This is a genomic window from Nocardia sp. NPDC057455, from assembly GCF_042802775.1.
In the GTDB taxonomy this organism is placed as follows: Bacteria; Actinomycetota; Actinomycetes; order Mycobacteriales; family Mycobacteriaceae; genus Nocardia.
Genome location: NZ_JBHVDM010000054.1, coordinates 1 through 11,997, shown reverse-complemented (window position 1 = coordinate 11,997; position 11,997 = coordinate 1). Strand labels below are relative to the sequence as shown.

General features: G+C 68.1%; 12 protein-coding genes. 8 read left to right on the top strand and 4 right to left on the bottom strand.

Features of this window, described 5'->3' with window-relative positions; translation table 11 throughout:
* Positions 1–2: 2 nt before the first annotated feature.
* A complete protein-coding gene (locus ACFU5M_RS21745; protein WP_379052003.1) occupies positions 3–776 on the bottom strand; it encodes a thioesterase II family protein in 774 nt (257 codons plus the stop codon).
* A 187-nt stretch (positions 777–963) separates the two neighbouring features.
* Between ACFU5M_RS21745 and ACFU5M_RS21740 the strand changes: the two genes are divergently transcribed.
* Positions 964–1,626, top strand: coding sequence for a GNAT family N-acetyltransferase (locus ACFU5M_RS21740; protein ID WP_379052001.1), 663 nt, complete (start codon positions 964–966; stop codon positions 1,624–1,626).
* Positions 1,627–1,658: 32 nt separating this feature from the next.
* Here the strand turns inward: ACFU5M_RS21740 and ACFU5M_RS21735 are convergent, their stop codons facing one another.
* Entirely contained in the window at positions 1,659–2,945 is a 1,287-nt protein-coding gene (locus ACFU5M_RS21735; RefSeq protein ID WP_379051999.1) for a SidA/IucD/PvdA family monooxygenase, read from the bottom strand.
* A 172-nt stretch (positions 2,946–3,117) separates the two neighbouring features.
* On the opposite strand from ACFU5M_RS21735, the gene ACFU5M_RS21730 reads away from it, so the two are divergent.
* Complete coding sequence (locus ACFU5M_RS21730) at positions 3,118–3,588, top strand: hypothetical protein (protein WP_379051997.1); 471 nt, start codon at positions 3,118–3,120, stop codon at positions 3,586–3,588.
* A 110-nt stretch (positions 3,589–3,698) separates the two neighbouring features.
* Positions 3,699–4,406, top strand: a complete 708-nt coding sequence (locus tag ACFU5M_RS21725) for a siderophore-interacting protein (RefSeq protein WP_379051995.1) — start codon at positions 3,699–3,701, stop codon at positions 4,404–4,406.
* A gap of 220 nt (positions 4,407–4,626) precedes the next feature.
* On the opposite strand, the gene ACFU5M_RS21720 is transcribed toward ACFU5M_RS21725, so the two are convergent.
* Positions 4,627–6,363, bottom strand: a complete 1,737-nt coding sequence (locus ACFU5M_RS21720; protein ID WP_379051993.1) for an ABC transporter ATP-binding protein — start codon at positions 6,361–6,363, stop codon at positions 4,627–4,629.
* On the bottom strand, positions 6,360–8,213 hold the full coding sequence (locus ACFU5M_RS21715) for an ABC transporter ATP-binding protein (RefSeq protein WP_379051990.1): 1,854 nt from the start codon (positions 8,211–8,213) through the stop codon (positions 6,360–6,362). The genes ACFU5M_RS21720 and ACFU5M_RS21715 overlap by 4 nt, the downstream gene beginning before the upstream one ends.
* Before the next feature lie 434 nt (positions 8,214–8,647).
* Here ACFU5M_RS21715 and ACFU5M_RS21710 point away from each other — a divergent pair, with 434 nt between their 5' ends.
* The 5 genes from ACFU5M_RS21710 to ACFU5M_RS21690 all read left to right on the top strand — a co-directional run bounded on the left by ACFU5M_RS21710 (position 8,648) and on the right by ACFU5M_RS21690 (position 11,961).
* A complete protein-coding gene (locus ACFU5M_RS21710; RefSeq protein ID WP_379051987.1) occupies positions 8,648–8,842 on the top strand; it encodes a hypothetical protein in 195 nt (64 codons plus the stop codon).
* Positions 8,843–8,973: 131 nt separating this feature from the next.
* A complete protein-coding gene (locus ACFU5M_RS21705) occupies positions 8,974–9,426 on the top strand; it encodes a TIGR03667 family PPOX class F420-dependent oxidoreductase (RefSeq protein WP_379051984.1) in 453 nt (150 codons plus the stop codon).
* 5 nt (positions 9,427–9,431) lie between these two features.
* Entirely contained in the window at positions 9,432–10,013 is a 582-nt protein-coding gene (locus ACFU5M_RS21700; RefSeq protein WP_379051981.1) for a putative glycolipid-binding domain-containing protein, read from the top strand.
* 61 nt (positions 10,014–10,074) lie between these two features.
* Positions 10,075–11,004, top strand: coding sequence for an RluA family pseudouridine synthase (locus ACFU5M_RS21695; RefSeq protein WP_379051979.1), 930 nt, complete (start codon positions 10,075–10,077; stop codon positions 11,002–11,004).
* 213 nt (positions 11,005–11,217) lie between these two features.
* On the top strand, positions 11,218–11,961 hold the full coding sequence (locus ACFU5M_RS21690) for a CPBP family intramembrane glutamic endopeptidase (RefSeq protein WP_379051976.1): 744 nt from the start codon (positions 11,218–11,220) through the stop codon (positions 11,959–11,961).
* Positions 11,962–11,997: the final 36 nt, after the last annotated feature.

Sequence of the window (11,997 nt, the reverse complement as noted above, 5' to 3'; positions counted from 1 at the left end):
ACCTAACTGGAAAGAGCGGACTGTCCGGCGTCGGCGGCTGCGGCGGAGAGCAATTCCGCGATGCCGTCGATGTGGTCGTACAAATAGAAGTGCCCGCCGTCGAAGAGCGTGATCGAGCCGCCCCGAGAGCTGTGCGCGAGCCATGGGCGCAGATCACCGACAGTGACGAAGTCGTCGTCGGCGCCGCCGATGACCTCGATCCGCGCGCCGACCCGCACATCCGGCTCGCACACGTAGGCGTCGAAGGCGCGGTAGTCGGCTTTGAGCGCGGGCAGTGTCATCCGCATGATGTCGCGATCGGCCAGAACGTCCGCGCCGGTGCCGTTCAGCGACGCGAGCCGGTCGAGCAGCGCCTCGTCCTCGGTCGGCAGCGGTTCGCTGTCGGCCACCAGTGCGGGCGCCACCGCGCTCGATGCGCCGAGCAGCGCCACCGGCACCCCGGCGGCCTCGGCCTGGCGGACGAACTCGAAGGCCACCATCGCGCCGACGCTGTGCCCGAATACCGTGATCGGAACACCGTGGTGATACGGGGATTCGAGGAATTCCGCGAGCGCGCCTGCCGCGAGTTCGGAAAGACTGGCGGCCATCGGTTCGGCGGCCCGGTCCTGGCGCCCCGGATATTGCACCAGGACGACGTCGAAATCCGCACTGAGCCTTTTGGACATGGTGCGGTAGGTAGAGGCTCCACTGCCTGCGTGGGGAAACAGCACCAGGGGTGGCAGCGTTTCCGCGACGGGCTTGTGAAACTTCCGAATCCACCCAGGTTTTCTCGACATCCAACAGCTCCTACACATAACGCGGTATCAGCGAAAAGACGCCGCGGACAAATGAATTCGGCCGCGGCGCGCAGGGCCTTTGCACCGTTCTCCAGGAACGGCCGGGCCTCGCCGACCACGTGAGGTTAGCATAGGATAACCTTACATTCATCCAGCAGGGCCACTACCGAACGGAGCTCGACGACCGATGAACCCCACTGAAACGCCCTATGTCATCGCGCGCGAGCTGACCGACATCTCCGACGAACTGCGGGCCGTGCCCGCTCCGCCGCTGCCCGCCCTGCCCGCCCCGTTCGACATCCGGACGGTCGACGCGGAGGGCGCCGACGCGGAGCTGCTCACCGAGTGGATGAACCGGCCGCACCTGCTCGAGTCGTGGGAGCAGCCGTGGCCCCTCGAACTGCGCAGGCAGAATCTGCGCGCGCAGCTGGCCGGGACCTATTCCCGCCCATACATCGTCGGCTACGACTTCGCCGCCGCGGGCCGGCCGGAACTGGGCCGTCGAGACATCGCCTACCTGGAGCTGTATCGCCCGGCCAAGGACGAGATCGCCAAGATCTATCACGCCGACCCTTATGACGTGGCCTTCCATCTGGCCACCGCCGACCCGGAGGCGATCGGGCGAGGCATCATGTTCGCCTTCGTCAGCGGCCTGCTGGCCGCAATCTTCGCGGAATCGAACTGCCGTCGCGTCTTGATCGAACCCGATCACCGCAACGTCGCGGTGCGCCGCATGACCGAGCGGTTCGGCGTTCCCGATCTGGGCGACTTCGACATCCGGCCGGATCGCCGCATCACGCTCTACTATCTGCCGCGCACACCCGCGGACATTCCGACTGTGCGGCAATGAGACCCGGTGCGCGGCGTCGACAGCGTGGGCACTCATCCGAGCGCCCGCGCGGCGGCGCCCGCCGGGTACGCACCGGACCGCCGCGTGACCGGTTGCAGCACACGGTCGGAAAGCTCGCCCAGGCAACTCAGATTCGGGAACCCCGGCCCCTGCGCGACCGCGGCCAGGTTGGGCAGGTAGAGCTTGGTCTCCATACCCGACACCGCGAGGTCGTAGCCGATCGATACCTCGATCCGCTCTTGGGTGGTCCTGCCGCCGACCGCCAGCTCCAGCAGGTCCGCCGCGTCCTGATCGAAAAGCTTCAAAAACCACAGCGGCTGTCCGCCGGTGGCATCGATGACCAGGTCGAATGTATGCGATTGATCCGGACGCCGCTCGTTGCGCAGCGTCAGCGCCACCCCGTCACCCTGCTCGGCGACGCGAACCGCACGGCCCTGCAGGTGATGCACCCGGCTGTCGCCGAGCAGGCTCTCCTGCACCCGCACCGAGAAGACGCCGCGGTCGGTTCGGCGGATGACGTCGCGCCGTTCCTGAACAGTCAATCCTGCCCACTTGACCGGATCGCTGAACAGCGAGTTCTCGAAATAGCTTTCGCCGCGGGTGTAGATCGTGGCCATAGGCGAGATCACCGAGATCGAGAGCATGCCGTGGCGCACCAGCTCATCCAGCGCCGAACCCGCCGTCTCGCCGCCACCGATCACCGCGACCCGGGAGGCGACGGGCAGGCTACGCCGCCCGGCCAGGTCCCAGAATTGCGCGATGCTCAACACTCGCGGATGGTCGGCGAGGGCCTTGGTGCTGGCGCCCGGACCGGTGATCATCAGCCCGCTCGCATCCAACCGGATCGTGCCGCCGTCGGGATCGGTCGCGGTGACGAGCCAGCCTTCGGCGGTCGCGCCGATGGATCGCACCGTGCCGGAGACGAGTTCGAGATCGATCCGGCGCGCCACCCACTGCAGGTACTTGGCCCAGACGTGATGAGCCGGGTTCGGACGACCTCGATCGATCCATTCCGCGTAGGTGCCCTGCTCGACCAGGAACGACGTCCAGCTGTAAGCCGTCATGGCCGCGTTGATTTCCTGGTTGCGCCCGCGAGCCCAGGTCGAGTGGTACGGGAAGCCCACGTCCTTCTCCGGGCTCGTGCCCAGCCGGTGCCTGCCGTCGGTCCAGCCACCGCTCGGCAGCCAGTTCCCGCCCACCGCGTGCGCCTCGACGACGACGACCCGCGGGGCGGGCAAGCCGAGTTCGCGCATCACGTGCGCTTTCGCGGCCACCGCAAGGGCTTTCGGGCCAGCTCCGATCACCAGAAGCGTTTCCACCGGTTCTCCACTCTCTCCGACGTCCCGCGGCATCCCGCTGGGTGCACGGGTCCGCTCCCGCACCGGCAATCAGAACCCGTCCGGATTATGTTTGCATAGGCTTACCTTATATTGCACACTCGTACCCGACCAGAGCGGTGACACTCACACCCGCGAACGATTGGATGAACAAATGACCAGGACTTCGAACAAGGCACTTGCCCGGCTCGCCGCAACGGCGTTCGTGCTCGCCGCCGCACTTGCCGGCACGGCGGGCACCGTGGCGCCCGCGGTCGCGGCGCCCTTGACCGCCCCCCTGCACGCCCAGGCCCCCGGAGCCGGCGAGCTGACCGCCAAACTGCGCGTGGCGATCAACACCGGCGCGGCGCGCAGCGCGCGAGCGGCGGAGCTGGAATCGGGCGATGCCGGCGTCGCGACGATGGACAAGATCGCGGGCCTGCTCGCGGCCGCTCCGCCGAGCCTGCGCTACAACGTGATCAACCCGTCCGCCTCCGGCGACCGGATCGATGCGCGACTGCTGGTTGCCACCGAGGGCTACCCGGACTTCACCTACGACGTGTCGTGGAAGCAGATCGACGGCTACTGGAAGCTGACCCGCCAGGCGGAGTGCAGCCTCGCCTCGGCGCTCGCGCTGTCCTGCTGATCTCGAACCCTGTATCTCCGGGACGATTTCCCGGGGGTACAGGGTTTGCCGTCGTCCCGCGGCGGACACACTACGCGACATTCAACTTTTGTTAGGCTAACCTTAGTGCCATGGGCAAAGGCTTCAACGGTCTGATAGTCAAAGCGTGGGGTGGGAACGACTACCGGCTCACCGTCACGTCGACCGAACACGTCACCGACAAATACGTGCGGCTCGGCTTCACCGCCGGCGGGCTGTTCGCCGAACACCCGGTTCACCCCACGCAGTGGGTTCGGTGCTGGTTCCCGGACGGTGAGAGCGGCAAGCTGCAACAGCGCGGCTACACCCTGGTCGACCCCGACCCGGACGGTGACCGTCTCTCGATCGAGTTCGCGCTGCACGATGGGCTCGCCGCCCGCTGGGCGCAGAACGCCTCGGTGGGTGACGAACTCGACGTGTCGGTGCTCGGCTCGAATTTCCAGCTGCCGGAGCCCACCCCCGGCGAATATCTCATCTTCGGCGACACCGCCTCACTGCCCGCGATCAACTCGCTGCTCGATGCCATCGGCGACATCCCGGCGCGAGTCTGGCTGGAGTGGCAGCACGAATCCGACACCACGATCCCGCTGCGCAACAAACCGCACCACCAGGTGACATGGCTGCAGCGCATCGATGACGGCCGATTGCTGCGGGAAGCGGCGCACGAACTCACCTGTCCGGCCGACGCCTTCGCCTGGGTCGCCTGCGACGGGCACACCACCCGCTCGATCGCGAAGAGCTTCAAGACGACGCACAACCTGCCCAAGACCGCGATCAAATCACAGGCCTACTGGAAGTAGGGTCTTTCTCCCACGCCGCACCGCTCCCCCGCGCGGTGCGGCGTTTTCGCATATCGACGTGCTCACGGCGAAGGGCAGCCGATTCGTTTACAGCCGCAATGGACCTCCACCCGATGCTCCTGCTCTTGCTCCGATCACGAGGCGAGCCGGCCGGGGACGCACCCACCGCGGCCACCGGATGTCCCGGCGTGCACGGCCGACCGGCTCGACTCACGAACCCTTATGACGCAACAGGTTCCAGATGCCAGCCCGCCGCGCGGGACCGCTCGTTCCAGAACGCGGCGTAGCGGCCGTCCAGCGCGAGCAGTTCCGCGTGCGTGCCACGCTCCACGATCCGTCCGCCGTCCACGAACAGGATCTGGTCGGCGTGGGCGATGGTGGCCAGCCGGTGCGCGACGACGATCACCGTCTTGTCTTTGGTGATCTCGTGCATCCCGCGCACCACGAGCGCTTCGCTGTGCGGATCCAGCGCACTGGTCACCTCGTCCAGCAGCACGATGGGCGCGTCCTTCAGCAGCGCCCTGGCGATCGAGACGCGCTGGCGCTCACCGCCGGACAGCGCCGCGCCGCCCTCACCGACCCTGGTGTCGAAGCCGTCGGGTAGGCGCTCGACGATCTCGTCGACCCTGGCCGCGGCCGCCGCGCGATGCACTTCGGCATCACCGGCCTCCGGCCTGCCGATCCGGATGTTCTCGGCGACCGACCGATCGAACAGGTACACATTCTGGAACACCAGCGACAGCTGATCGAGCAGCGTCGCCGACGGCTGATCACGCACGTCGTGCTCGCCCACCACCACCCGGCCCGAATCCACGTCGTAGAACCGGGCGGCCAACCGCAGCAAGGTCGTCTTGCCGGCGCCGCTCGGCCCGACGATGGCCGTGGTGGTGCCCGCGGGCACGCTGAAGGTCACCCCCGACAACACCGGCTCACCGGGACGGTATCCGAAACTCACGTCGTCGAAGACCACCGACGGCGTTCCCGGCGTGACCGGTGCGTCCGCCTCCGGCAGCACCGGTTCGTCGAGCAGTTCGGTGATCCGTTCGGCGGCCGTACCCGCCGAACGCAGCGCGGTGCCCAGCTGCGCGGCTTGATTGAGCGGTTCGATGAATCGCGAACTCACCGCGATCAGCGCGATCGCGACGGCAGCGGAGATGGCTCCGTCGGTCACCCGCGCCACCGCGACGTACACCAGTACCAGGAATACCGCCTGGACGAAGAGGGCGAACAGGATCAGCCCCGGCACGCTGGCGAACACCATGCGCGACCCGGCCGATCGCTGCCCCGCCAGAGCGGCGTCGAGTGCCCGGTTTCCCGAGCCCACCGCGCCGAACGCGCGCAGTACCGGCTGGGCCTGGGCGAATTCGATGACGCGCGAATCGGCTTCGGCCGCCGCCGCGTGCATGCGCTGGTCCGCGCGGGTGTAGGCGCGGTTGGCCACGCCGTTCACCAGGTAGAGCACCGGCGCGGCGAGCAGCATGGCCAGCGCGATGCGCCAATCGACGGCCAGCATGCCGACCGCGACCGCGAGCGGCACGATGACACCGGTGAGAATCCTGGCCAGCAGATAGGCGACAAGGCCTTGCAGCTCACGCACATTGTCGACCATCAGCCGCCCCAGCGGCCCGGCATCATGGGTCTCGAACCAGCCCAGGGGCAGTGCGTTCAAGTGGTCGCCGAGCCGAGTCTGCAATCCGCGCTGCATGCCGATACCGACGCGCAACCCGATCGCCGCCTGCAGGTAGCCGAACACCACCACGCCCGCGACGGCGGCGAGCATGCCGAGCGCCCAGAGCCAGGCGCGGCCGAGGTCGTCGTCGAAGAGCGCCGTCAGCACCGGGACCAGCAGCAGATACGCCACGGCCTGGCTGAGTGCCTGCGCCACGATGACGGCGAACAGTTTCGGTGTCAGGTGGGCGAATTCATCCGGAACCAGGCCGAGCACCTTGCGAATCATCGAACACCCTCCGCACTGTCGACGAGGGCGATCTGGCCCAGCGCCGCTTCGTTGATCTCCCACAGCCGCTGGTAGACGCCACCCGCCGTGACGAGACTCGAGTGATCACCCTGCTCGACCAGGCGTCCCCGTTCGAGCACCAGGATTCGATCCACCCCGGTGATGGTGTGCAACCGGTGCGCGATGACCAGCACCGTACGGCCCGCGACCAGCACGGCCAGCGCATCCTGCACCGCCGCCTCGGATTCCGGGTCCGCGAAGGCGGTCGCTTCGTCGAGCACGAGAACGGGGGTGTCCGCGAGCAGTGCCCGCGCGATGGAAAGCCGCTGGGCCTCGCCGCCGGACAGGGTCGCGTCGACGCCGAGCTCGGAGTCGTAGCCACGCGGCAGCGCCACGATGCGCTCGTGGATCTGCGCGGCGCGGGCGGCCTGCTCCAGCGCCGCGTCGTCGGCGTCGGGCCGAGCCAGGCGCAGGTTCTCCCGGATGCTGCCGCGGATCAACCGCACGTCCTGGAAGACGAATCCGACCGTGCGGTAGAGCTCGTCGCTCGGGAAGTCCCGGACGTCGCGGCCGCCGATGGTGATCCGGCCCGATCCCACGTCGTAGAAGCGCGGAAGTAGTTTGGCCAGCGTCGACTTGCCCGATCCGCTCGGGCCGACCAGCGCGGTGATGGTGCCGGGGGCGAGTTCGAGATCGATATCGTGCAGCACGTCGTGGCCGGAGCGATAGCCGAAGCCGACCCCTTCGAATCGGACCAGACCGGCGGGCGCGGATTCCGGTCCGGCGGATTTCGGTGCCCCGGCGCTCAGTTCGGGGGACCGCTGCAGATCGTGCAGGCGCTGCGCGGCCACCGCGGCCGCCCGCAGGGCCTGCGCACCGTAGCCGAGGCTGAGCAACGAGCTGCCCAGCCCCAGACCGACCAGCAGGAACGGCAGCACATCCAGTGGCTCGACCCAGTCCAGGCCGACTGCCGCCAGTCCGCCGAAGACCACGACCAGCATCACGAACACCGGGGTGACGACGATGTCGGAGGCCGCCTGCACCTTCAGGATCGGCATCTTCAGCCGGTGCACGCTGCGCGCTTGGTGTTCGACAGCGTCCTGGAAGGCGCTGTGCGCCTTACCCGCCTGGCCGAAGGCGCGCACCACCTGGATGCCGTCGACGAATTCGATGGTCGCTTGCTTGGTGGCCTGTTCGGAGCGCGTGTAGACCACGAAGCGGTCCCGGCCGTCCCGGTCCATCATCCGGCTGTAGAGCACGGCGTACGCCAGGACCGGCAGCAACAGCACCACGGCGAGCCGCCATTCGACGGTGAACAGATACCCGAGGGTGATCAACGGAATGGTGAGCGCACCGACGAATTCCAGGCGGGCATGCGCCACCAGGTAGTGCAATGCCTCCACGTCGTCCTGCAGATACTTCTTCACCTCGCCGGACGTGCGCTCGCCGAACCAGCCCAGCGGCACCCGGGTCAGCTTGGCCGCCAGCGCCCGGCGCACGGTGAGCTGATACCCGGCGTCGACCAGATGCGTCCAGGTCAGCGCCGCGGCTTGGAGCAGCGCGCGGGCCACCAGGACGAGCACCGCGATCGTGAGCAGGCGCCATACCCGATCGGTGTCCACGTGGTCTGCGAGCAGTTCGCGGCAGGCCGCCACGATCAGCACGAAGGGCACGACCGCGCACGCCGACGCGACGGCCATGATGACGCTCGCGACGGTCAACGGGCCGCGTACGGGCGCGAGGATCTCCTTGCGGGCCCGCGCCTCTTGCTGCTTGCGTTCTTTCAGCACCGCCTTCGGCGGCCGGTTCCCCGTCTGCGCCGCCGGCAGCGGCGCGACCTCTACCGTCATCTGGACCCTCGTCTCTCACCCTTGCGGCATCCGTCGCTGGAATCGCCCTATCCTCACACAGGGACGCCCAGTAAGAAAGGTTAGCCTAAGTTACCTTGCCCCGTCCGGGCCATCGCCATCGCTCCACGCCCGATGCATCGCCTTCCGGTCACGCGCACCGAATGGCTCGGGTTCACCGTCCGGCGCGGCGAACCCCGCGTCCTCAAGTCGCGTCCTCGCAGCGGTATCGCGCCAGGCCGTTCGGCGGCATACCGGCTGTTGTCCTTGCCGACTTAATTCGTCAATGTGCGAAAACCGTTCCGGACTTGTAGTTTTCGCATTCACGACGCGCCGGGGAAACCTCCGTGAACGGCGGCGCATCCTGGTCCGATAGCCCGTGCGCATCGCTAAATTCAACCGGAAGCGAACCCATCCGACGCGCAGGAGTATCGAATATGTATGGCACGGCGAAGTTTTCGGTTCTGTCCAATTGCGCGAAAGATCCCGGCGAACTGACCGCGGGCCAGGCGCATACGGCCATGCAAGTGCACCTGGATTGCAGCGTCGAACTGTGCCGGGTCCGGCGGCGCGCACGCGGGACGCTCGTCGAGGCCCGTCTGATGGTGCTCGACGAGCGGGCCACGCCATAGTGGGGCCCGCGATGGGCGCGCCGCGCTCGTGCCTCGACTCGCCGGTGCGGACGGCGATGAACTCGCACGCGCCGGAGTGGCTTGTGTGCGTGGAGCGGAATCGTCCCGGCAGCCGGAGCGTTGACCCTGCCATGACCGCAACGGCATCCGATCGATCCGCCACCCCCGTCGTCGATACCGAGACCGAATTCGGCGCGAAAGTCGCCGAACGGCTCGACCGCGAGTCGGTTCTCTGGCTGACCACCGTCGGCCCCACCGGTACACCGCAGCCGAACCCCGTCTGGTTCCAGTGGCGTGACGGCGAGTTCCTGATCTTCAGCAAGCCCGGCCAGCCGAAGGTGCGCAACATCCAGCGCAATCCCCGGGTCTCGCTGAATCTCAACAGCACCGAGCATGGCGGCGAGGTCGTCGTGCTCACCGGCACGGCGCGCGTGGTCGACCAACGGCCCGGTGCCGACGAAATCGACGCGTTCACGAGGAAGTACACCGACGGCCTTCGCTCGATCGGCATGACCGACGAGCAGTTCTATGCCGAGTACTCGGTCGTGCTGCGCGTCACTCCGGACCGGCTGCGCGGATTCTGAAGTCGATGATGTTCGCGCCGCCGCCGCCCACCGCCGCGTGGCGGCACCGCACCGCCCGCGAGGGATTCGAGGTGGCCTATTTCCGGGTCACCGAGCAGGGTGTGCTGATCGACGGCTGCACGACCGCCGTCGAGGACGGCGCGGCATGGGTGGTGGATTACCGGATCGCGCTGGACACCGAATGGCGGACATGCCGGGCCCAGGTGGCCGTACGCAGACCCGGCGGCTGGAACACGCTGGTGCTGGAGTCCGACAGCGCGGGTTCCTGGCTGCTGGACGGCATGCCCGCGCCGCTGCTCGACGGCTGCCTGGATGTGGACTTGGAATCCTCGGCGCTGACCAACGCGCTCCCGGTGCACCGCTCGGCGTGGGAGATCGGTGACGGCGCGGAAGCGCCCGCGGCCTACGTGTACGCCTCCGGCGCCGCGGTGGCCCGGTTGGAACAGCGCTACGTCCGCATCGCCGACGGCGCGCACGGACCACGGTTCCACTACGACGCCCCGGAGTTCGACTTCACCTGCACCCTGGACTACGACAAGTCCGGCTTGGTGCTGGATTACCCGGGCATAGCGGTCCGCGCCCACTGAGCGCGCGGCGCGTCACGGCCTCGGTTATCGCAAACCCGGCCTGCGGTTAGGGTCGATACCGATGAGAAGGCGGCAACAACCGCCGTTGCCGAAGCGGCACGGCTTGGACCCGGCCCGGCTGCGACTACCGGAGCAGGGTCACTGGGCGACCATCCGGGACCACCTGGTGGAGCGCCTGCCCCGGGTGCCCGCGACACGGATCGACGAACTGCTGCACGCGGGTGGCATCGTCGACCTGGACGGCCCGATCTCCTTCGACGCACCGTACGTGCCCGGCGGCGCGGTCTGGTTCCACCGCGACCTACCCGAGGAGACGGTGGTCCCGTTCGACATCTCCGTCGTGCATCGCGACGACGACCTGCTGGTAGTGGACAAGCCCCACTTCCTGGCCACGATTCCGCGCGGTCAGCACATCCTGCAGACCGCGCTGGTGCGGCTGCGCCGAGAACTGGACCTTCCCGACCTGATCCCGGCGCATCGGCTCGACCGCGTCACGGCGGGCCTGCTGCTTTTCGTGATCAACCCTGCCCGCCGCGGCGCGTACCAGACCATGTTCCACAAGCGCACCGTGCGCAAGGAGTACGAGGCGATCGCTCCTTTCGATCCCGGTCTCGAGCTGCCCCGCGTGGTGCGCAGCAGGATCATCAAGGAGAAGCAGGTGCTCGCCGCCCAGGAAGTGCCGGGCGAACCCAACGCGGAAACCGAGATCGAACTGCTCGCGCATCGCGACGGCCTCGGCCGCTACCGGCTGCGCCCGCACACCGGCCGGACCCACCAACTACGCCTGCACATGAACAGCCTCGGTATCCCCATCCTCGGCGACGACTTCTACCCGGCGCTCACCGACAAGCCCGTCGACGACTTCACCAGGCCGCTCCAGTTGCTCGCCGCCGCGCTCGAGTTCACCGATCCGATCACCCGCGAGCCGCGCCGCTTCGAGACCACGCGTACCTTGCAGGCCTGGACCGATCCGCACGGGTGGGCCGGTTGACGACACCGGGGTCAGCCCCGCTGGTGCCACAGAGGTGATCGGAGCGCCGACCCGGGGTGCCCCGAGCGCCGTCCCCCGCCCGGGGCACTCGCCTCGCCGCGCAGGGAAACGGCGGAGGCTCCGACGGGCCGGTTCGGCGGCAAAAAGTGATCGATCCAGCAATAACGCCCCGACACGTAGCAAAACCGGCCTCGATTTGTAGACTCGGTCGGGATGTCTGAGCCGGACCTAGCAGCACCGACCCACCCACGCCGCGAAGTGCACGCCTACCTCGACGTCGCCGTTGTCGTGATCGTCCTCGCGGGTACCAATCTGATCGCGCATTTCACCACCGCGTGGGCGAGCATCGTGACGGTGCCGGTCGCGGCGCTCGTACTGCTCGCGCTGGTGCGCAGGCGTGGCCTCGGTTGGTCGGAACTGGGCCTTTCGCCCCGGCACTGGCGGCGTGGTTCGCTCTACGCGCTCGCCGCGGTGGGGCTGGTTCTCGCGGTCGTGGCGATCGGGGCGGCGCTCCCGCTGACCCGGCCGTTCTTCCTGGCCGATCGTTACGCGACCATCTCCGGCGCACTGATCGCCTCGATGATCGTCATCCCGCTGCAAACCGTCATACCGGAGGAGCTGGCCTTCCGCGGCGTGCTGCACGGCACACTGCATCGCGCCTACGGTGCGCGCGGCGTCTTCGCGGCGGGCTCCCTCTTGTTCGGTCTCTGGCATATCGCCTCCTCCTTCGGCCTGACCTCGGGCAACCGCGGCCTGAGCGGAGTCATCGGCGGCGGCGTCGCCGGACAGGTCATCGGAATCCTGCTCGCCGTCCTCGCGACGGCCGCGGCGGGCGTGGTGTTCACCTGGCTGCGCCACCGCAGCGGAAGCCTGCTCGCCCCCATCGCCCTGCACTGGTCGGTCAACGGTGCGGGAGCCCTGGCCGCCGCCATCGTCTGGCACACCACGTTGAGCTGAGTTTTTTTCCAGCGCCTGCGGCGCTGGGTGTTCGCG

Excerpts from the sequence above, each read along its gene's own strand:
- ACFU5M_RS21725 (WP_379051995.1), top strand. The coding sequence starts at position 3,699 with ATGGGCAAAGGCTTCAACGGTCTGATAGTCAAAGCGTGGGGTGGGAAC.
- ACFU5M_RS21720 (WP_379051993.1), bottom strand. The coding sequence starts at position 6,363 with ATGATTCGCAAGGTGCTCGGCCTGGTTCCGGATGAATTCGCCCACCTG.
- ACFU5M_RS21695 (WP_379051979.1), top strand. The coding sequence starts at position 10,075 with ATGAGAAGGCGGCAACAACCGCCGTTGCCGAAGCGGCACGGCTTGGAC.
- ACFU5M_RS21690 (WP_379051976.1), top strand. The coding sequence starts at position 11,218 with ATGTCTGAGCCGGACCTAGCAGCACCGACCCACCCACGCCGCGAAGTG.
- ACFU5M_RS21745 (WP_379052003.1), bottom strand. The coding sequence starts at position 776 with ATGTCGAGAAAACCTGGGTGGATTCGGAAGTTTCACAAGCCCGTCGCG.
- ACFU5M_RS21700 (WP_379051981.1), top strand. The coding sequence starts at position 9,432 with ATGATGTTCGCGCCGCCGCCGCCCACCGCCGCGTGGCGGCACCGCACC.
- ACFU5M_RS21710 (WP_379051987.1), top strand. The coding sequence starts at position 8,648 with ATGTATGGCACGGCGAAGTTTTCGGTTCTGTCCAATTGCGCGAAAGAT.
- ACFU5M_RS21705 (WP_379051984.1), top strand. The coding sequence starts at position 8,974 with ATGACCGCAACGGCATCCGATCGATCCGCCACCCCCGTCGTCGATACC.
- ACFU5M_RS21730 (WP_379051997.1), top strand. The coding sequence starts at position 3,118 with ATGACCAGGACTTCGAACAAGGCACTTGCCCGGCTCGCCGCAACGGCG.
- ACFU5M_RS21715 (WP_379051990.1), bottom strand. The coding sequence starts at position 8,213 with ATGACGGTAGAGGTCGCGCCGCTGCCGGCGGCGCAGACGGGGAACCGG.
- ACFU5M_RS21740 (WP_379052001.1), top strand. The coding sequence starts at position 964 with ATGAACCCCACTGAAACGCCCTATGTCATCGCGCGCGAGCTGACCGAC.